Origin of the sequence: Vibrio sp. zbq_1, assembly GCF_043102935.1 — a bacterium.
GTDB classification, from domain to species: domain Bacteria; phylum Pseudomonadota; class Gammaproteobacteria; order Enterobacterales; family Vibrionaceae; genus Vibrio; species Vibrio parahaemolyticus.
Window position 1 is genome coordinate 23,884 of sequence record NZ_JBICJH010000032.1, and the last position, 19,924, is coordinate 43,807.

Annotated in this window: 17 protein-coding genes; 2 read left to right on the top strand and 15 right to left on the bottom strand. The window is 43.6% G+C overall.

Translation table 11 applies throughout. The features are described 5' to 3' along the window. Nucleotides 1–40: 40 nt before the first annotated feature. Nucleotides 41–337: an integration host factor subunit alpha gene (gene ihfA / locus ACF8CV_RS14320; protein ID WP_005462650.1), complete on the bottom strand. Its 297-nt coding sequence runs from the start codon at nt 335–337 to the stop codon at nt 41–43. A gap of 546 nt (nt 338–883) precedes the next feature. Here ihfA and ACF8CV_RS14325 point away from each other — a divergent pair. Continuing rightward, a complete protein-coding gene (locus tag ACF8CV_RS14325; RefSeq protein ID WP_138937471.1) occupies nt 884–1,762 on the top strand; it encodes an AEC family transporter in 879 nt (292 codons plus the stop codon). Nucleotides 1,763–1,944: 182 nt separating this feature from the next. Here the strand turns inward: ACF8CV_RS14325 and pheT are convergent, their stop codons facing one another. From pheT to thrS, 13 genes are all read right to left on the bottom strand, one after another. Then, nucleotides 1,945–4,350, bottom strand: coding sequence for a phenylalanine--tRNA ligase subunit beta (pheT, locus tag ACF8CV_RS14330; protein WP_031777705.1), 2,406 nt, complete (start codon nt 4,348–4,350; stop codon nt 1,945–1,947). Nucleotides 4,351–4,368: 18 nt separating this feature from the next. Next, nucleotides 4,369–5,352, bottom strand: a complete 984-nt coding sequence (pheS, locus tag ACF8CV_RS14335) for a phenylalanine--tRNA ligase subunit alpha (RefSeq protein ID WP_005480737.1) — start codon at nt 5,350–5,352, stop codon at nt 4,369–4,371. A gap of 285 nt (nt 5,353–5,637) precedes the next feature. Then, nucleotides 5,638–6,783 (bottom strand): GGDEF domain-containing protein, encoded by a 1,146-nt coding sequence (locus ACF8CV_RS14340; RefSeq protein ID WP_029795138.1) that lies wholly within the window; start codon nt 6,781–6,783, stop codon nt 5,638–5,640. A gap of 174 nt (nt 6,784–6,957) precedes the next feature. Beyond that, a complete protein-coding gene (locus ACF8CV_RS14345) occupies nt 6,958–8,130 on the bottom strand; it encodes a hypothetical protein (protein WP_031809330.1) in 1,173 nt (390 codons plus the stop codon). A gap of 15 nt (nt 8,131–8,145) precedes the next feature. After that, nucleotides 8,146–8,937, bottom strand: coding sequence for an outer membrane lipoprotein-sorting protein (locus tag ACF8CV_RS14350; protein WP_138937470.1), 792 nt, complete (start codon nt 8,935–8,937; stop codon nt 8,146–8,148). Between the two features lie 24 nt (nt 8,938–8,961). Beyond that, entirely contained in the window at nt 8,962–11,340 is a 2,379-nt protein-coding gene (locus ACF8CV_RS14355) for an RND family transporter (protein ID WP_171055873.1), read from the bottom strand. Nucleotides 11,341–11,542: 202 nt separating this feature from the next. Beyond that, on the bottom strand, nt 11,543–12,331 hold the full coding sequence (locus ACF8CV_RS14360; protein WP_392417046.1) for a TetR/AcrR family transcriptional regulator: 789 nt from the start codon (nt 12,329–12,331) through the stop codon (nt 11,543–11,545). Nucleotides 12,332–12,653: 322 nt separating this feature from the next. Continuing rightward, nucleotides 12,654–13,463 carry a helix-turn-helix transcriptional regulator gene (locus ACF8CV_RS14365; protein WP_005462617.1) on the bottom strand — a complete coding sequence of 270 codons (810 nt, stop codon included), beginning with the start codon at nt 13,461–13,463 and terminating at the stop codon, nt 12,654–12,656. 476 nt (nt 13,464–13,939) lie between these two features. Continuing rightward, nucleotides 13,940–14,257, bottom strand: a complete 318-nt coding sequence (locus ACF8CV_RS14370) for a heavy metal-binding domain-containing protein (protein WP_005462608.1) — start codon at nt 14,255–14,257, stop codon at nt 13,940–13,942. A gap of 245 nt (nt 14,258–14,502) precedes the next feature. Further along, nucleotides 14,503–14,856, bottom strand: a complete 354-nt coding sequence (gene rplT, locus ACF8CV_RS14375) for a 50S ribosomal protein L20 (RefSeq protein ID WP_004727974.1) — start codon at nt 14,854–14,856, stop codon at nt 14,503–14,505. A gap of 40 nt (nt 14,857–14,896) precedes the next feature. Next, nucleotides 14,897–15,091 (bottom strand): 50S ribosomal protein L35, encoded by a 195-nt coding sequence (rpmI, locus tag ACF8CV_RS14380; protein ID WP_005462620.1) that lies wholly within the window; start codon nt 15,089–15,091, stop codon nt 14,897–14,899. A 119-nt stretch (nt 15,092–15,210) separates the two neighbouring features. Continuing rightward, nucleotides 15,211–15,762, bottom strand: coding sequence for a translation initiation factor IF-3 (gene infC / locus ACF8CV_RS14385; protein WP_071651979.1), 552 nt, complete (start codon nt 15,760–15,762; stop codon nt 15,211–15,213). Nucleotides 15,763–15,765: 3 nt separating this feature from the next. Further along, nucleotides 15,766–17,694: a threonine--tRNA ligase gene (gene thrS, locus ACF8CV_RS14390; RefSeq protein WP_005490070.1), complete on the bottom strand. Its 1,929-nt coding sequence runs from the start codon at nt 17,692–17,694 to the stop codon at nt 15,766–15,768. 304 nt (nt 17,695–17,998) lie between these two features. Between thrS and ACF8CV_RS14395 the strand changes: the two genes are divergently transcribed. Then, nucleotides 17,999–18,994 carry a DUF3187 family protein gene (locus tag ACF8CV_RS14395; RefSeq protein WP_138937467.1) on the top strand — a complete coding sequence of 332 codons (996 nt, stop codon included), beginning with the start codon at nt 17,999–18,001 and terminating at the stop codon, nt 18,992–18,994. On the opposite strand, the gene ACF8CV_RS14400 is transcribed toward ACF8CV_RS14395, so the two are convergent. Further along, nucleotides 18,989–19,732: a sporulation protein gene (locus ACF8CV_RS14400; RefSeq protein ID WP_025518315.1), complete on the bottom strand. Its 744-nt coding sequence runs from the start codon at nt 19,730–19,732 to the stop codon at nt 18,989–18,991. The two genes, ACF8CV_RS14395 and ACF8CV_RS14400, sit on opposite strands and share 6 nt — an antisense overlap. Nucleotides 19,733–19,924 lie beyond the last annotated feature (192 nt).

A 19,924-nucleotide genomic window follows, 5' to 3' on the forward strand; every position in this document is an offset into this window, starting at 1 on the left:
AACAAAAGACCACGACTAAGCGTGATCTATTTGATTGGTTTTACTGTTCTTTTTTTAGATTTTCTACACGAGCTTTTAACTTCTGGCCCGGGCGAAACGTAACTACACGTCGAGCAGTAATTGGAATATCTTCACCGGTTTTCGGGTTACGACCAGGTCGTTCATTCTTGTCACGAAGATCAAAGTTACCAAAACCTGACAGTTTTACCTGTTCGCCACTTTCCAGTGCCTTACGAATCTCTTCAAAGAACACTTCCACCGTTTCCTTGGCGTCCCGTTTACTAAATCCTAATTTATCAAACAGGTTTTCTGCCAATTCGGCTTTTGTGAGCGCCATAAAACTTTCCTCAAAGCTATGTTAAACAATGCTACCTAGTGTAGCGCCAGAGCAGTTTTACCCTACCAATTCAACAACATATCGGGGTTACATCAGGAAGTGTATGACAAGCTTATGATTTTCGCCAACTTTTTTCTTTGCGAATAAAAGGAATGCCGATGTATAAATTATTGTTAAATAGCGACATTTCAATATTTTTTGTTTAGTGAATGCTTAATTACAAAAAATATCCAGTCAATATGACTAAACAATAATAACAAAACGACATTAATCACTATTTAATAAAAATATCAGAGATTGGCTATTTTACAGACACATGACATAAAACTTATCGGTATTTCAGTGATTTGTATGTAACTTGATACGTAATAATTAGTTCAAAGGTACGACCACTCCATATAGCTAATGTGCTTTGAGAAAGCTTGATTTAATCCACGGTTCTCATTGTTTCACCATGACGCAATGCATAAAGGTTTGATACTGTGATTACCACTTAGTTGATTAACCAACTAAGCGCACATCTACCTCATATACACTAAGGCGACCATGATTAATCAGATCATTAATATTCTTTTTCCTGTGTTCGCTCTTGTCGGTGTGGGCTATCTAGTCGGACGCCATATCAAACCTGATTTTCGCCCCATCAATCGAATTAATATCGATGTATTCACGCCAGCTCTGGTGTTTTCCTCATTAGTGAGCATGCCGCTCGACTCTGAACAAGGTCCCCTGCTCTTAGCCGCCATCATTGCGGTTTTAATTCCGGGGTTACTCATGATTCCGATTTGTAAAATCACTGGGCTAACATTTAAAGCTTGGGCTCCACCTCATATGTTTCGAAATAGCGGGAACCTTGCGATACCGTTGTTCACTTATACATTTGGCGAAGTTGCCCTTTCTTCTGCTGTACTGCTGTTTGTAGTATCAGCTTGCTTACATATCAGCGTAGGTGTGATGTTGTTAAGTAACGGTAATCCATTGAAACAAATCATAAAGATGCCAATTTTCTTATCAGCGTCACTCGCATTATGTTTGAACTTATCAGGTATTGGCGCGTGGACACCGTTGTATGAAGCAACAGCACTACTAGGGCAAGCCGCTGTTCCGGTAATGCTGCTTTCTCTTGGCTCACAAATGTGCCATCTAAGACTGGATGGATTAAAAGTTGGAGTTTGGTGTACCGTTCAATCGTTAACGACTGGCGCAATCGCGTTTGCAATCATTTATTGGTTTATTCCTTTACCAACCATGCAACTACAAATGATGGTGCTGTTCACCATGCTACCTCCAGCGGTCATGAATTATCTATTTGCAGAGCGACTGAATATCGAACCGATGACAGTGGCATCCATGGTGTTGTTTGGGAACTTCTTTAGCGTATTGACGTTGCCATTGCTCCTAAGTTACACGCTGTCGTTGGCGTAAGTGAACCTTGAGAGTCCATCGTTGCTGTTGGTAGGCAAACCTGAAGGTTTGGATTTTCGACACAATCTTTCTATGTAATCTTGTTTCACAATCTATGGTTGCATGAGTGGAATAGGCATAAAAAAACCCTGCCAACTTGGCAGGGTTTTCAGTCTCTTAAACAGTTTGTTACGCTGCGTTAATTAGTCGCGCAGAGCTGCACCAAACTTCTCAGATACGTGAGCAACGATAGCATCAACCGCACCAGCGATGTCTGCATCTTCAAGCGTACGCTCAAGTGACTGTAGAGTCAGAGCGATAGCTAAGCTCTTCTTACCTTCTTCAACGCCTTTACCTACGTAAACGTCGAACAGCTTCGCATCTTTAAGGAACTCGCCACCTTGCTCTAGACAAGCGTTAACGATGTCACCAGATGCAACAGCTTCGTCCACGACTACTGCGATATCACGACGGTTTGAAGGGAACTTAGAAAGCGCTACCGCTTCTGGGATCACTTTGCTGTTGATTGCAGACCATTCGATTTCGAATACGATTGTGCGACCGTTTAGACCGAACTTACGCTCAAGCTCAGGGTGAACAGTACCGATCACGCCCACTTCTTTGCCATCTACGATGATTGCCGCAGATTGACCTGGGTGAAGAGCTGGGTTAGCTTTTTTGCTTTCAGGTGACAGTGCAGCGAAAGAGTACGCTTTTTCGTTAGCAGACAGTTCTAGAACTGCTTCTAGGTCGCCTTTAAGGTCGAAGAAATCAACCGTATTAGTTTCGATATCCCAATGTTCTTCACCGCGAGTACCAGCGATAACACCTGCAAGCATAGGCTCTTGGCGCATGCCGTTTTCTGCAGATTCACATGGGATGAAACGTAGGCCGTATTCGAATAGACGAACGCGTGGCTGTTGACGCTTCTGGTTGTGAACAACCGTGTTCAACAGACCTTGGATAAGACCAAGACGCATTGCTGACATGTCTGCAGAAATTGGGTTTGGAAGTACTAGAGGCTCAACACCAGGTACAACTAGCTTTTGCTGCTCAGGCTCAACGAAGCTGTATGTGATTGCTTCGTGATAACCACGGTCAACAAGAAGATCACGAACGCGTTTCAGTGGAAGATCCGCTTCAACGTGGTTGTGCATCTTAAGTGCTGCTGCTGGGTTTTGGTTAGGAATGTTGTCGTAACCGTAGATACGGCCAACTTCTTCAATCAGGTCTTGCTCGATAGCGATATCGAAACGCCATGTTGGCGCTACTGCCACCCAACCTTCTTCAGAAGCTTCAACAGTCAAACCTAGGCGCTCTAGGATTTCTACTACGTCAGCATCAGCGATGTGGTGACCTAGTAGGTTGTCTAGTTTAGTACGACGTAGAGCAACTTTGTTTGGCTTAGGTAGGTCTGCTTCAGACTCTACTGCAACAACAGGAGCTACTTCACCGCCACAGATTTCAACAAGAAGCTGAGTTGCACGCTCCATAGCGCTCACTTGTAGTGCGTAATCCACACCACGCTCGAAACGCATTGAAGAATCAGTGTGCAGACCGTAGCTACGAGCGCGACCACGGATGTGGTCAGGTGCAAAGAATGCACACTCTAGTAAAACGTCTTTAGTCTCAGTTGTTACACCAGACTCTTCACCACCAAAGATACCTGCGATTGCAAGTGCTTTGTTGTGGTCTGCTACTACTAGTGTATCTGCGTTTAGTTCTGCTTCGCTGCCGTCTAGAAGAGTTAGCTTCTCACCTTGCTCAGCCATACGAACGACGATGCCACCTTCGATCTTCGCTAGATCGAACGCGTGCATTGGTTGGCCTTGCTCTAGAAGCACGTAGTTAGTGATGTCTACTACAGGGTCGATAGAGCGGATACCACAACGACGCAATTTCTCTTGCATCCATAGTGGCGTTTCAGCTTGAACGTTTACGTTCTTAACCACACGACCTAGGTAACGGGGACATGCAGCAGGTGCTTTCACTTCGATAGACACTTTGTCTTCGATTGAAGTCGCTACTGCTTCTACTGATGGCTCAGTCACGTCAGCGCGGTTTAGTACGCCAACTTCACGAGCTAGGCCACGAATGCTGAAACAGTCAGCGCGGTTTGCTGTTAGGTCAACGTCTACAGTTACGTCGTCTAGACCTAGGAATTCACGGAAATCGGTACCGATTACTGCGTCTTCTGCTAGCTCCATGATGCCGTCTGACTCAACGTCGATGCCTAGTTCCGTGAATGAACAAAGCATGCCGTGAGATGGTTGGCCACGTAGTTTCGCTTTTTTGATTTTGAAATCACCAGGAAGAACAGCACCAACTGTTGCTACTGCTACTTTCAGACCTTGGCGACAGTTGTGCGCGCCACAAACGATGTCTAGAAGCTCTTCTTCGCCAACATCAACTTTAGTTACGCGCAGTTTGTCTGCATCTGGGTGTTGACCACATTCAACAACGTGACCGACTTTAACGCCAGTAAAAGAACCAGCAACAGGAAGAACGTCGTCTACCTCTAGGCCGGCCATTGTAATTTGGTGAGTTAGCTCGTCAGTAGTAACCGCAGGGTTTACCCACTCACGAAGCCATGATTCGCTGAATTTCATGTTGATGAACCCTCTGGATTACTTGAACTGTTTTAGGAAACGAAGGTCGTTCTCGAAGAACGCACGTAGGTCGTTCACGCCGTAACGAAGCATTGTTAGACGCTCAACACCCATACCGAATGCGAAACCAGAGTATTTTTCAGGATCGATGCCTACGCTACGTAGTACGTTCGGGTGAACCATACCGCAGCCTAGTACTTCTAACCATTTACCGTTTTTGCCTTTCACGTCTACTTCTGCTGAAGGCTCAGTGAATGGGAAGTAAGATGGACGGAAACGTACTTCTACTTCTTCTTCGAAGAAGTTACATAGGAAATCGTGCAGAATGCCTTTCAGCTGTGCGAAGTTTACGTTCTCATCAACCAGCATACCTTCCACTTGGTGGAACATTGGGGTATGAGTTTGGTCGTAGTCGTTACGGTATACACGGCCCGGTGCGATGAAACGGAATGGTGGTTTACCATTTTCCATCGTACGGATCTGTACGCCTGACGTATGAGTACGAAGCATCAAATCTGGATTGAAGAAGAAAGTATCGTGGTCAGTACGCGCTGGGTGATCAGCGGCGATGTTTAGCGCATCGAAGTTGTGGAATGCATCTTCGATCTCTGGGCCTGCTTCGGTGTTAAAACCAAGTTCGCCAAAGAACTTTTCGATACGCTCTACAGTACGAGTTACTGGGTGTAAACCACCGTTTTCAATACGACGACCTGGTAGTGTTACGTCGATTGTTTCTGCTGCTAATTTCGCTTCAAGCTCTGCACTTTGTAGTGCGTCTTTACGAGCTGCGATAGCTTGCTGAACTACGCCTTTCGCTTTGTTGATCTCTTGACCAGCTTCACGGCGCTCTTCTGGTGGTAGTTTACCTAGGCTTTGAAGTTGAGCAGTTAGCTCACCTTTTTTACCCAGATACTGAACACGCACTTCATCAAGTGCGACTAGCGATTCGGCAGCTTCAATTGCAGTGCTCGCGCTAGCAATGATCTCTTCTAGATGTTGCATCGTTTCCTCATCTACCTGCTGGTAGTGTCCATAAGGGAGTGATTGGTTTTTTGATAGCTGTACATAGTAGCCAAACCAGACACCAATGCCAAATTGAATTATGAAAAGAAGAGGTTATTGAATAAAAAGAACACAAAAACGTAAAAAAAGCACTGTTATCGAACTTAACAGTGTGCAAGCGCCTGTGTAACAAGCACCAGTTTCATAAATAAGCTTACAAACATAGAAGGGGAAAATGCATTAACTTGGTAGCAGAATCTCACCATTCAAATCATTCTGCACTGATTAGTTTTGTCGGACAGAAACCGGCTCTTGCGTTACGTACTTTTGAACAGCCCGAACTTTATTTTTACCTTCTTGCTTCGCTAAATAAACGGATTCATCGGCTGCGCGAATCAAATCGGTGTACGTACTCATGTTTTCTGTTCGTTCTGCAACACCAACACTGATGCTCCCTCTCCACGGTTCATAACACGTTGGAACGAGCATTTGAGACACCTGTTTTCTTACCATTTCCGCAACATATAACCCGCCGTCCAATCCTGTGTCTGGACAAATAACAAAGAACTCATCACCTCCCAATCTGCACACGATATCATCGCTACGAAAATGATATTTAAGTGCCTGTGCAAGCTCGATTAACACCAAGTCCCCGGCCTCATGCCCACACGTATCATTGACTTGTTTAAAATAATCCGCATCAATCATGATACAAACCAAAGGCAGTGTTTTGTGCTCCATGTCATCCCAAAGCTTTTTCAACGTTTTGATTGCACTGCGTCGATTAGGAAGTTGAGTTAATGAGTCCGTTAATGACAGCGCTTCCAGCTGCTTATTTGCCGTTAACAACTGGTTCGTTCTTGCTTCTACTTTTTCTTCTAATTCCAAATTGAGTTTTAAGAGATCACGATTACGTTCGGACACTTGAGAAAACAGCGCATTGAGTGCTTCTAGTAATGGCTCGGTAGACGCGTTAGCTTGTTGCTCTTGTTCGCGATAAGCTTCTAAAGGAGAAACGCCTCGTTCGATGGCTTTGATCTGTTTCGCCATATTTTGATCGATGCCAAGAATGTGGTACGCCAACCAATGAATGAGAAAATCCAATAACTGCTCCGCTGATTGCCGATTATCTTCGTTAATAAAACTTTGCATGCTGACAATATCGCCCATAAAAGTGCGATGTACTTGAATATGCTTTTGGAGATGCTCGTGATGAATCCCCACTTCTCTCATTAAATTTTCCTCTTCTTTGAAGTGAAATTCGGCGTAACGAGAGAGTTCAAATAACGCGCTCTGAATATCCGCTATCGAAATCGTGTTTCGCGTCAAAAGTTTGCCGTACTTATTAATAAACTCAACGAGATACTGGTGTTGATCGTCAACATCTTCGATTCCTGTTTCAAAATAGATGTCCCAACGAAATGAATTCAACGTTACTACTCCCAATATCAACGAGTCTATATCAAGTCACCATGCCGCAACCTGAAATACCACAATAAATATAGGGAATAGTAACGATAAAAGTTTTCTAACGCCTCACTGAGTAGTCAAAATAATGACAAAGATCTCCATGATGGATTATTTTCGCTAAGCAATTCAGCAAATCTAAAAATAATACTGTATAGAGAGTTCAATAAAATCGTCGTCTCGAGCAAAATAAAGTAAGTCTGTCGGCGTATCATTTTTAAATAACCACGCATCAACTTGCCACTTCAGATGGTTCGATATTCTGCTAGAGGCTTCTAACTTTGCGTTATAAACATCTGAGTTATCCAAATCTTGCGTAATCCCAGTGAGAATTTCAGTTCCATCCTCATCATTTAAGGCAAAGCGGACACCTGCAAACACATCATTTTGACCAATGTTCTGTGCGTTATTTCCCCGACTGTCATAGAGGTACTCTCCAATAAGGCCGACATCCCAAACCGTATCAAAAGCGCCGACGATGGTATATTCGAAACCAGTCACCGCGCCGACATGATGGTCATAACTATCTCGATATACACTTTCAAGCTTCCATAACCAATCTCCGACAATGCCTTGAACATCAATACCGACATGACTCATCAGCGCATAATATGGTTTGAGTTCACCTTGCTCGAATCGAAAATAAGGATCTCGATTGGTCCCATACAAATAGCTCAAACCAATATCCCAATCACCCAGCATTTTGGAATATCGAAATGCCACATCAATGTGTTTCTCTTCCCTACTCGATTCATAAATAGCGTTGTCAGAAATAACAGGCTCCGTACGTAAACGTCCGTCTTGACCAGCAAAAGTACGCTCCCGAAAATAAGGAAGTACCATGGCATGAAAAGCGCCCCAATCTTTAATCGCCGTAAAATGTACCATTGGCTGACCCAGTTTATCTTCGCCATCAACCGCTTCCACGGCATCTGTTTGGTTAACAACATCAACCAGATGCGCGGACTCGGTGACGCCCCAAAACACTTTACTGATCCCAACTCTAAGCTCGTAATCATCCCAATACGTGAGAAAAAGCGCTTCTCTAATGTCACCGTGGGTTCTTTCATCATCGAGGCTATCGACTCGAAAAAACGGTGTGAAGGTGAAGCTACTATCTCCGCTTTGGAAGTCCCAGTAAAGTTCAGGCTGAACTACAACAGAGCTTTGGCCTTTACTCTGCCCTTGCAGCCCGTGAGAGAGAAACTGTCGATGCTCAACATTCAATTGCCCCGCAAGCTCAAATGCGAACAGCGAGGGCGTTACCAACATCGCGAGTAATCCGCCAAGTTGGTTTACTCCTTTGCCCATATTCATACCACTCCCTTATTTAACTCGCTTGAGCACGTTTTTGTTGAAGTCGTTCTCTTCCAACCCTGTTTGAAAGCGCAAATCGCTAGTGTTCAATTCTGTACTTTTGCCAGTTTGGTGATTCGTCATTGCCATGGTATGTGCACGCCAATATTTATCGAGGTACTGCTTATAATTAGCGAAAGTTAGAGTTTTCAATAACGCGCCTTTTCGGTCGTAAAACTCGACTTTGAGAGGGCGATAATGCGCCTTGTCAAGCCATACTACCTGCTTGGTATAACCGGAGTTCTTGTCCGTTGGAATTTGCTCTAGAACGAATACGTCTTGCCCGTTAAACTTCTCATCCTTGAGGTGGTTAAAGCGGTATTTTTCGATTTCAAATGAACTCAAATCTTCATACGCAAACTCGCTTCCCATAAACGGGCCCGACTTATTACGTGACGAAATTCGCTTTACTCGCTTTAAGGCAGGTAAATACAACCATTGGTCATCCGTACCAATGGTATGAGAATGGTTGAGAAAAGCCGTGCCCGTGACATCCCGAGGCTGGTCAAAAATGGTCAGCCCTTTGTCGCCATCCCCTTCAACTTCGAGAGATTTCAATCGCATAAGGCGCGTACTGCTTTCACCTTGTGCGTTCTTTAAAATCATCTCCATGGTTGCGATAGAGTCGCCCCAACCTTCATCTCTTGATTTTCGCTCCTGAGCAATTTCCAGCCCTTTATCTTCATTCGCATAAGTGAATGGCGATGCAACTAGCGAAGCCGACAACATCAAAACTTGCAATACGTGGTTCATTTTTTTCATGGTTCAATTCCTTTTAATTCTGAGTTATGACTGAGTTGCAGAGATGGTGGACGACGCTTTCAAGCGCGCGTTATCAGACAGACTTTCTTGTAAGTACGCTTTTTTATCGAATAGCATTAGTAAGGTTGGGAGGAATAAAAAGTCCACAACCAAAGCGATGAAGATAACAATGGCGCTGAGCTGCCCCATATCCGCATTCAGCCTGAAGCTAGACATTGCCAATACAGAAAAACCTGCCACTAAAACCACCGTAGTGATCCACAGTGCGCGGCCAACGGTATGAAAGGCGTAACGAACGGCTTGCTCTGCAGTTTGCCCCTCGCGGCGCGCTCTTTGATATTTGGAAAGGAAGTGAACGGCATCATCGACCACAATCCCAAGCGTCAATGTCACAACAACGGATAAGCCGAGGTTGATTTCACCCGATATCAGTGCCCACAAACCAAAGCCAATGACCGCTGGCGCAATATTGGGCATCAAACTAATTAGCCCTAATCTCACGGAGCGAAGTGCAAAAATCAGCAAGGCAGAAATTAAAACAAGCGTGATCGGTAAAGTGGACAGCATGCTCGCCATATTCGTCTCTCCAATATGGGCGAACATTAATGACGGGCTTGATGCAACCACTTGATACTGAGGGGCATGCTCTGCAAACCATTGATAGATTCTGTTTTCTAAATCGACCAGTTCCACACTGCCGAGGTTTGCCACGGTCAACACCATTTTGATCGAGGATTTATCGACGTTAATTTGATTATTGAGGTCTAGGCCGTACGGCAAAGACATTTCGTAAAGCAGTAGATATTGCGCTGCGAGCTCTCGCTCTTGAGGGAGCAAGTAATACGCCTCATCATCACCATGCATGTTCTTGTTGAGACGCTTATAAACATCTGCCAATGTCGCCACATGGTCTGTTTCAGGTTGGTCTCGTAGCCAACTAGAAAACTCACCTATCGTGTTAAGAAAATCAGGAGCGGCAATACCTTGAGACTCGTTGGTTTTAATCGCAATGCTGATGTTGGTCATACCGCTGATTCGCTCTTCCATAAAATCAGCAGCCTGACGAAACTCGTTACGTTGACCAAAGTACTCTACCGATTCGTCATTCACCTTGTTAAGTGGGATAAGACTCGCGCACACGACAATGACAACAACCGAAAGTGGCAACAAGGCTCTTCGTTGCGAAACAACAAAGTCACCTAAGCGATCCATGACATGTTTTTGGTCTTGTGACGTTTCCATTTTTACGCGGATAGGCAGCAACTTGAGCAACGCCGGCAACAAGGTAACGGAAAGAAAACAGGCGACCATAACACCTAAAGCAGACAAGTTACCGAAGTCTCGCAGGACAGGAGAATCGGACATGTTCATCATCAAGAAGCCAATCGCGGTTGTTACGGATGTAATCAGAATAGGCACGAAATTCAAAGCGATACTGCGCTCGATTGACTGCGCTTTCGTGAACCCGTTTTTCATTGATTGACGCATGGTCGCAATCACATGAACACAGTCAGCAACCGCAAGCGTCATGATCAACGTTGGAACGTTTACCGTCGCAGTGCTTAAGTACATTCCAGCCCAACCGGAAATGCCCATGGTCGCCATCACAGAACCAATGATGACAATCAGCGTCGCTATCACACTTAGAATGGAACGCAGCATGATAGTCAAAAAGACCAAAATCACAACGAGCATGGTTGGCACTAATGTCGAGCTGTCATCTTGCGCAGCAGTCATAAAAGCGTGGTTCATAGCAATAATGCCCGCTTTATGAAAAGTCACGTCAGGATACGCGCGTTGGTAGCGGTCAATCATGGCATTGATACTCGACACCACCTCCTCCACTTCTGCGGTCTTATCCATCTCGGGCAACTGGACGGTAATATTCACCACGGTGACATCACCTTTCTCTGACACCAATGCGCTTTTTAAAACAGGTTCACTGAGTGCAATGCTTTTGACCTTGGAAATTCGTTCTGGGGTCAGTTCGTATTCACTGTATAGAAGATCTTCAACCAACAGCTCATCGTCAAAGGCTTCTGTGTGTTGATAGTTAGCAATAGAGTCAACACGGCTCGAGTATGGGACTTGCCAAGCGTCGACTGTTATTTTCTGAATAAGAGACAAGGTCTGCGGGGTAAAAATGTCGCCATCTTCAGGCGCGATGACGATGGCAAGGTTGTCCGTTTTTGCGAACGTGGTTTGGATTTCATCAAACGCAAGCAGTTGCTTGTTAGTACCATCAAAGAAAATGTCGTAATCTCCTCTGAAATAAAGGTTTTTACCTCCTATTGTAGCGACAATAATCAAGAAAATAGTTGCTAGTAGAACGAGCAAACTGTATTTGGTGGGTATCTTCCCCAAACCAATTCCTTGGTGTTGCTGAGCTTTACGGTGTGGCATCACACTCTCCTTTGTGACGTTTCGTCAAATTTGAAAACTAAAAAAAATCAGCCAGCGCTGTTTTCTAGTTTTTACGTAACTTTTCAAATGCCTCTCTAGGTTCTTCACCTTAAGCATCATCTTTTAAGTCAAATATTGACGATTCGTCACTTTAGAGTGATAAAAAAGCCAATCATCGTTTGGATTGGCTTCTGTAACCGATTTAGCGGTTCACTGTTTCTAAGTAAGCAATCTCTTCGCTAAAGAGTTCCTGTTCTACTCGACGCCAGGTTTTCCGATAGTCCCACTCTGTAGAAAGTGGCGCCCAACCTAAGCCGTCTAATAACATATTCGCATTGTGCAACACAGAAAATGGGTCTTGGATTCGTTGTATACAGCGACTATTCGATGCGTTTTGCGCAAGCGCGTTAGAACCAAATGCGATAGACCAGTTAGCAAACACAATAGCATCCGCACCTATAGCAGGAGAAAACTTTAGATCTCCGCACTCTACTGCATTATTGACCAACGCATCTGCACCGGAAATCACTTCTTCTTCTAGCCGATTCAGCTCATTCAAACGTTCAGGTGATGCTTTTTCCAACACCCAAGGCGTTTTAGCTACAATCGCGCAAGTCGACAGCACTGGATCCATTCGAGCGTAAATACGATAGCCTACATGCATCGCAATAATTTTCTCTCGAGTATTGCCATCGAAGTTTGCCGTGCGCTCGAAAAATATCGCTTCGCTTTTTAACGAATGGATACAAAGCGCAAGTATTACGTCTTCTTTGCTGCAAAAATGATTGTAGATGGTGCCCTTAGAATAAGAGCTAGCCGAGGTCAGCTTATCCATAGTGAGGTTCGCAAACCCCTGCTCTTGGACGAGTGACTTAGCCAGTTGAATAAGCTCAACTTCTCTATCCGCAATCGCTTGTTGCTTTTTGGTTAGCCCGGACGAGACACTACACCCGTCTCGCTTACCATCCTTTTTACAGCGAAAGTTAAACATAATCCTTTGATCCGTATACCCACACACTCCTGATAATTGTAACACGATTATGTAAAACAGGAACGTCACCATTTTTGACGAACCGTCATAATTGACACTTCGTCATAATAGATCAAAAAACAAACATTACAAGTATGAATTTATCCATAACGAAAAATTACAAAAATCTATAGTTTTATCATTAAAATGAAAAACAAAGGCTAGACAAACTGATGTGCTGAAGATTTAGGCGAGAGATAGACGTTAAGCCAAGAGCTTACAAACTCGATATTTCCCAATACCTAAGATGCAAGCCATTGGCTCTGAGAGATAAGTGAATGGATTAAATTGAAAGGCTTGGTTTATCCCCTGCTGCTGCAATTGCGTAGCGAATATCGTCAATAAAACGAGATTCTGTTTCTACAATTCCATCAGAGAATGTCACTGGTTGATGTGGCCCAGCAAGTAGAACTACGTTTGTGAAGTCGGAAACATTAAAGTTTTCAGCGACAACATTCTTCGAGTGAAAATCAATCACCGTTTTCGCTACTTGATCTTCAAGCTCCAGCAACTGTTCTTCCGTAATTTTCATTCGCGCCAAAGCAACACGAACGCATTTATCATGTGTCGTTGTTTGCTCTTTGATTATCTCGGTGTACTTATCGTTTAACTTCGAGTTTTCTGCGTAGCTGTAGTACAGCGGGCCGTGCAACGTAATACTTTTGTTTTCATCTACGTAAACAAGGTCTAGCAACTCTAGTGCACCCAGATAATCAGACATGCTTTGCTCTGATAAGTCGTATTTCTTCTTTAAAATTGTGTATCCATCTTTTCCGCGCAACATCCTCAGTTCACGATAAAAATCGTAAAGATGTGGGAACTGAAAAAACACTTCATCTTGTGTTCGACTAAAATAATCTTCATCTTCACCTTGCAACTGATTGGCTAACTTTTGCAATTCATCCAATGTACAGTCAATCGCACGACAGTATTCAAGCAGTTTATCTAACGCGAGGTTGGTACTGGTTAAATGTCTCTTAAAAGTGGACAGTGGCATACCCATTTTTTCAGATAGCTCTCGATATGTTAGCCCCTTTGTTTTAATCGCTTGTCGTAGAGCGGCTAGCAAATATTCGGGAGTCAGATCTCTCATCTACTATTCCTTTTGGCAATGTTACAGCTTTATAGTACTTGTAACAATTTAGAGCTTATTAGCAAGCTATAAGTTCATATTTTTATAATAAATTCTTGAATTAATATACCAACAACATCATTCAACACGCAAATGACATAACTCAAAAGACATTGGACGTAGTTATATATATCTAAGTCATTTAATAATAAAAGAAATAAAATCAGTTTACCTGATCGCAATTTGTATGGCTTAGATAATTAAAACAAGAAGATAACACCAGATCACATAACTAGTTTTAGAATATTTACCCTACTTAAAGTCAGCCAATAAAATGAATAAAAATTCACATTCATAAAAAATATACCAATAAAACCCTAGGATTAGAATTTGAGTTTTTTAACATTTTGGAGTGAAGCCATGGCTTACTCAAACCACTTAAGGGAGAGTCTAAAGAAGGCGAAGAACCGATGTTGCCTCGCCAATCAAAAGCAATTCTATTCCACGAGCTTTACAGCGGTACCAAAAGCAAGGATTTCAGATGAACCATCGACAATTGAGCTTGTAGTAAAGCGAATTCCTACAATCGCATCAGCGCCTTTCTGGTTCGCTTGCTCGACCATACGTTGAATAGCAATATCACGTGCTTCGGTCATCATTTCGGTGTATCCGCGGATCTCTCCACCAACAATGCTTTTTAGACCAGCCATTAGGTCTCTGCCGATATGCTTAGATTGAACAACGTTGCCCGTCACCACTCCTCTAACTTCTGCTATTTCCTTGCCTGGAATCGTATCTGTTGTTGTGTAAATCATGTCGTGCCCTTAATGCTATGAAGTAAGTACAGTACGTTACCACCAAGCCTTTAAATATGAAATCAGGATAGTGTTAGTAAGTTATATAGAAGTGGCTGTGCGTGAGTACCTTTATTGAAAGTATTCAATGTGAGAGGAGTGTAACCAGAAGTGATGCAAACAAGTAAGAAAACACACAGAAGAGAAATTACAGATAATAAAAAAGGAGAGCGAATGCTCTCCTTTCCTTAAACCTAAACTGCTAATTAAAGAGCAGCTTTCGCTTTTTCAACTAGAACTGCAAATGCAGCTTTGTCGAATACTGCGATGTCCGCAAGGATCTTACGGTCGATCTCGATAGATGCTTTCTTAAGACCGTTGATGAAACGGCTGTAAGATAGACCATTTTGACGAGATGCCGCGTTGATACGTGCAATCCATAGTTGACGGAATTGACGTTTCTTAGCGCGACGGTCACGGTAAGCGTATTGACCAGCTTTAGTAACTGCTTGGAAAGCTACGCGGTAAACACGTGAACGTGCACCGTAGTAACCTTTAGCTTGTTTTAGAACTTTCTTATGACGTGCACGAGCTTGTACACCACGTTTTACGCGAGGCATTATGCTTCTCCTAAACTAAACGATTGATAACTAAAAAGAATTAAGCGTATGGCAACATACGGATTACTGCAGCCACTTCACAACGTGGAAGGATTGCATTTGGACGTAGTTGACGCTTGTTCTTAGTAGTACGCTTAGTCAGGATGTGACGTTTAGTAGCGTGCTTGTACTTAATACCACCAGCAGTTTTCTTAAAACGCTTAGCAGCACCTTTGTTGGTTTTCATCTTAGGCATGATGAATAACTCCGCATTGAGTAGTTTAATAAACAATGTAATTAGGGCGAACAAAACCCATCCGTTACCTTTTATTCAAAGGGAAACGGCTGGGTTTCAATTACTTTATGAGCCGTTAATTACTTCTTTTTAGGGGCTAGCACCATGATCATCTGACGACCTTCAATACGGCTAGGGAAAGCTTCTACTACAGCAATTTCTGCAGTGTCTTCTTTCAAGCGGTTTAGAACGTCGACACCGATGTCTTGGTGTGCCATCTCTCGGCCACGGAAGCGAATTGTTACCTTCACTTTGTTGCCTTCTTCAAGGAAACGCGTCAGGTTGCGTAGTTTTACCTGATAGTCTCCAATATCAGTTCCAGGACGGAATTTTACTTCCTTGATCTGGACCTGCTTTTGCTTCTTCTTCTGCTCTTTAGCAGATTTGCTCTTCTCGAAGAGGAACTTACCATAGTCCATCACACGACAAACTGGTGGCTCGGCGTTAGGGCTGATCTCAACGAGATCCATACCAGCTTCTTCAGCAGCTGCAATGGCTTCTTGAATCGATACAACACCAACTGATTCACCGTCAGCGCCTGTTAGTCGAACTTCACGAATACCACGAATTTCACCGTTGATACGGTGCGGGTTTTGTTTTACCGGCTGTTGGCCACGTCTTCCGCCTTTAATAGCTTATTCCTCCAGATTGAGCTTACGGCTAGAGATCTCGTCTTGGATGTATGCGATGAAGTCATCCACTTTAAATTTACCAAGATCTTTGCCTTTACGAGTACGTACTGCAATTTCGCCAGCTTCCATTTCTTGGTCACCAACAACAAGCATATACGGTACACGCTTCAAAGTATGTTCGCGGATTTTAAAGCCAATCTTCTCATTTCTCAAGTCCGCTTTAGCTCTAATTCCACTTTTTTGTAGTTTTTGTACGATTTCTTGAACATAACCTGACTGTTTATCAGTAATGTTCATAAGAACTGCTTGTTCTGGCGCCAACCAAGTTGGGAAGAAACCAGCATATTCTTCGATAAGGATACCGATGAAACGTTCTAGAGAACCTAGAATTGCACGGTGAATCATTACCGGAACAAGACGTTCGTTGTTTTCACCTACGTAAGTTGCACCTAGGCGACCAGGTAGGTTGAAGTCTAGCTGAACTGTACCACATTGCCATGCACGGTCTAGACAGTCATATAGCGTAAACTCGATCTTAGGACCGTAGAATGCACCCTCGCCTTCTTGAATCTCGTATGGAATTTCCATTGATTCTAGAGACTGTTTCAATGCTTCTTCAGATTGATCCCAGATTTCATCTGAACCTACACGTTTTTCCGGACGAGTAGACAGTTTCACTACGATGTTGTCAAAACCAAATGTTTGGTACGTATCGTAAACCATCTTAATACAGCTTGTTACTTCCTCTTGGATTTGACTCTCAGTACAGAAGATGTGAGCGTCATCCTGAGTAAAGCCACGTACACGCATGATGCCGTGTAGTGCGCCAGATGGTTCGTTACGGTGACATGAGCCAAACTCTGCCATACGTAGCGGAAGATCACGGTACGATTTCAGACCTTGGTTAAAGATCTGAACGTGACCAGGACAGTTCATTGGTTTGATTGCGTATTCACGGTTTTCAGAAGAAGTTGTGAACATCGCGTCTGCGTATTTATCCCAGTGACCAGAACGTTCCCAAAGAACGCGGTCCATCATTAGTGGGCCTTTCACTTCTTGGTAGTCGTATTCGTTTAGTTTGTCACGAACGAACACTTCTAGATCACGGAAGATAGACCAACCATTGTGATGCCAGAACACCATACCCGGTGCTTCTTGTTGCATGTGGAATAGGTCTAATTGCTTACCGATTTTACGGTGGTCACGCTTCGCCGCTTCTTCTAGACGAGTTAGGTGCGCTTTCAGTGCTTTCTTATCGTGGAAAGCAGTACCGTAGATACGTTGAAGCATTTTGTTGTCGCTGTTACCACGCCAGTAAGCGCCTGCAACATTCAATAAAGTGAAGTGTTGACAGAAGCCCATGTTAGGAACGTGAGGACCACGACACATGTCAATGTATTCTTCATGGTGGTATAGGCCCGGACGATCATCGCGAGATACGTTTTCGTCTAGGATTTCCACTTTGTACGGTTCACCACGTGATTCAAATGTATCACGTGCTTCCTGCCAGCTTACTTTTTTCTTAACAACTTCGTACTTGGTTTTCGCAAGTTCTTTCATACGCTTTTCGATCTTTTCAAGATCTTCTTGCGTTAGAGACTCGTCTAGGTCGATGTCGTAGTAGAAGCCATTGTCGATGGTAGGACCAATCGCCATTTTAGCTTGTGGGTATAGCTGTTTTAGAGCGTGACCAAGAAGGTGAGCACAAGAGTGACGAACGATTTCTAGACCGTCAACTTCATCTTTTACTGTGATGATTTCTAGGCTTGCGTCTTCTTCAATTAGATCACACGCATCAACGCGGTTACCGTTAACACGACCAGCAATCGTTGCTTTTGCAAGACCGGGACCGATCGATTGCGCAACTTCCATTGTAGATACTGGGTTGTCAAATTGACGCTGACTGCCGTCAGGAAGAGTAATAATAGGCATGCTATGTCCTTTACAGTGGTGTTGCATACCAAGCAACACATGTTATTCAAATTTAGAAGCTATTTGTTGATAAATAGTTGAGAAGCGATAGAGGTCGCTCAGTAACACGAATACCGGACCGCTATCGGAAGAGCGATTGTACCTAGCTCACATTTAGATTGCAAAGCGCGATTTCAGTTTGTCATTGAAAGTTCACTACTAAATAAGCTACTCGGCGAAAAACACCATTGATATAATAAGCGGCACGAAACAATGAGTGACACTATAGTTAATTTATTGAGTAATCTATATTTAGGTATTCATCATGAAGAAAAAACGATGGCAACCTACAATATTGGCTTTTGCTTTTTGGTTGCCTGCTTCCACTTTTGCCTCTAACGACCTTTACGGACCACTTCGATCTTACGCTCAATCGCCAATGCAAGTGGTCAGTCATACCAACCATCTCCGCTCTGGGTTTAGCTTGCCTTCAGAGTACATAGAAGCTTATGGCTCGGCGACAATAGCGAGTGTTTGGGCTCATACCGACGAATACGCTTTGGATTATTACCACAACCAATTAGAAATTGGAGCTAAGTGGCAAGTCAGTTCTCAATGGCAATGGGAACTCAATTATCGCTGGGTATTTGCCGCGGATAATCATCTGGATGGCTTAACAGAAAGCTTTCATGACCTATTTGGAATTGGACAAAACGGGCGAGATAAAGTTGATAAAAACCGCTTTTACATCTCAATGCCGCAATATGATGTGTTGGAAGACGGCTTCGAAGGCCAAACCATCGCGAACAACCTCTCGACGTACGTTCAATACCAAATATTGCAAAATGAACGTCATGGTCTTTCGCTAGGAGGAAGCCTCTATTATAACAAAGTCGCGCACGGTACCTTTAAAGGCAGTAACTTTGAGCAAGGCGTGCAACTCAATTACTCTTATCTGTACGGAGCACACGCTTTCTATTCAATGTTCGGGATGACTTTTCGTTCTGACGATCGTGCTCTTCTCGATTTACCTTACCGCCACAACACCGCTGCAATGGCGGGCGGATATCGTTATGCACCTTGGGAAAACCACCACTTTATTGTTGAATACCACTGGTATAAAGGATCCACAGAGGGGCCAGCAGAATTTGCCGATGCGTCAAATGAAATTGTGATGGGATATCGCTATCTCATGGGCAACTCTGCCCTTGAAATCATGGCGATAGAGAATGCGAGAAATATGGATAACAGTACCGATATCGCATTCACGATTGGATATCGGTACCTACTTTCATCTGACTCGGAAAGCGAGTTTTTATAGACTCAAGGTTGGTGCTACTGCAGCTGCCACTTGCGCATCAGTGGCAGTGATTGGCAATGTGAATGAGCGATACTGATCACCTGAGAAGCTCAAAGAACGGTCAATTTCAGCCAAACAGTGCATCACCTGCCCTTCCAAAATGAAAGACAGCTCAATTTCCTTTGAAGACACAAACCCGCTATTGCGAAACTCAAGCTCTTGATAGATACCAGAACGGGAGGCAAAAGAGCCGCCGCGCAAGAAGCCTTTTTCGACATCTGCTTTCACCATAGTAAAACCAGCTTGTTCAATCGCTCGAATAACGCGAGATGCCACTGGTAGTGGTTTCACTTCAATGTAATCGCGATCTCGTGGGTCGATGGCAAAATCAATATCCAGAGTGGTTTCTACCCAAACATTGCACTGGTTCTTCAATGCGCTAACCGCAGTGATAGGTGTTTCATCATGCAGTTTTAGCTCGAAAGGCACTTGTTTTTCTTCATTAGGTTGAATCACAAACGGTTCAACCGCCTTGAGCTGGTCGATAGTGAAGGTTTGATAACTTACGCTATCGTCCACTTCAACTTTCATTTCTGTGTTCAATTTAATGGTAATAGCGTCGATCTGCTGTTCAACATCCCCACCTTTGATATGAACATGTCCCTTCAGCGTCGCACCTTGAAACACGCTCATTTCATCCAAAATAGTATCCACTTTTGCAGATCCAATACCCAACGATGCTTTTAATTTCTTAAACATGCCTTTCCTTTTTTGCGACTGTTTTTATTAGTTGTGCTTTGTTTACACAATTGCCTTATAAGCTGCAAGCAATAGACCGCAAGAATACGGCTTGATTCCATTATCGATTCAAAAAATATCAAATCAGCCAAATCATTCAGCAAGCAAATGCCCGTTATTTGTCTCTAAATGTCGTATTTGTCGATAACTATT

What these genes read in the sequence shown, in the direction of transcription:
- ACF8CV_RS14360 (WP_392417046.1), bottom strand. Translation starts at nt 12,331, where the DNA reads ATGTTTAACTTTCGCTGTAAAAAGGATGGTAAGCGAGACGGGTGTAGT.
- ACF8CV_RS14325 (WP_138937471.1), top strand. Translation starts at nt 884, where the DNA reads ATGATTAATCAGATCATTAATATTCTTTTTCCTGTGTTCGCTCTTGTC.
- rpmI (WP_005462620.1), bottom strand. Translation starts at nt 15,091, where the DNA reads ATGCCTAAGATGAAAACCAACAAAGGTGCTGCTAAGCGTTTTAAGAAA.
- ACF8CV_RS14345 (WP_031809330.1), bottom strand. Translation starts at nt 8,130, where the DNA reads ATGGGCAAAGGAGTAAACCAACTTGGCGGATTACTCGCGATGTTGGTA.
- ACF8CV_RS14400 (WP_025518315.1), bottom strand. Translation starts at nt 19,732, where the DNA reads ATGTTTAAGAAATTAAAAGCATCGTTGGGTATTGGATCTGCAAAAGTG.
- pheT (WP_031777705.1), bottom strand. Translation starts at nt 4,350, where the DNA reads ATGAAATTCAGCGAATCATGGCTTCGTGAGTGGGTAAACCCTGCGGTT.
- ihfA (WP_005462650.1), bottom strand. Translation starts at nt 337, where the DNA reads ATGGCGCTCACAAAAGCCGAATTGGCAGAAAACCTGTTTGATAAATTA.
- thrS (WP_005490070.1), bottom strand. Translation starts at nt 17,694, where the DNA reads ATGCCTATTATTACTCTTCCTGACGGCAGTCAGCGTCAATTTGACAAC.
- ACF8CV_RS14350 (WP_138937470.1), bottom strand. Translation starts at nt 8,937, where the DNA reads ATGAAAAAAATGAACCACGTATTGCAAGTTTTGATGTTGTCGGCTTCG.
- rplT (WP_004727974.1), bottom strand. Translation starts at nt 14,856, where the DNA reads ATGCCTCGCGTAAAACGTGGTGTACAAGCTCGTGCACGTCATAAGAAA.
- ACF8CV_RS14370 (WP_005462608.1), bottom strand. Translation starts at nt 14,257, where the DNA reads ATGATTTACACAACAACAGATACGATTCCAGGCAAGGAAATAGCAGAA.
- ACF8CV_RS14395 (WP_138937467.1), top strand. Translation starts at nt 17,999, where the DNA reads ATGAAGAAAAAACGATGGCAACCTACAATATTGGCTTTTGCTTTTTGG.
- pheS (WP_005480737.1), bottom strand. Translation starts at nt 5,352, where the DNA reads ATGCAACATCTAGAAGAGATCATTGCTAGCGCGAGCACTGCAATTGAA.
- ACF8CV_RS14365 (WP_005462617.1), bottom strand. Translation starts at nt 13,463, where the DNA reads ATGAGAGATCTGACTCCCGAATATTTGCTAGCCGCTCTACGACAAGCG.
- ACF8CV_RS14355 (WP_171055873.1), bottom strand. Translation starts at nt 11,340, where the DNA reads ATGCCACACCGTAAAGCTCAGCAACACCAAGGAATTGGTTTGGGGAAG.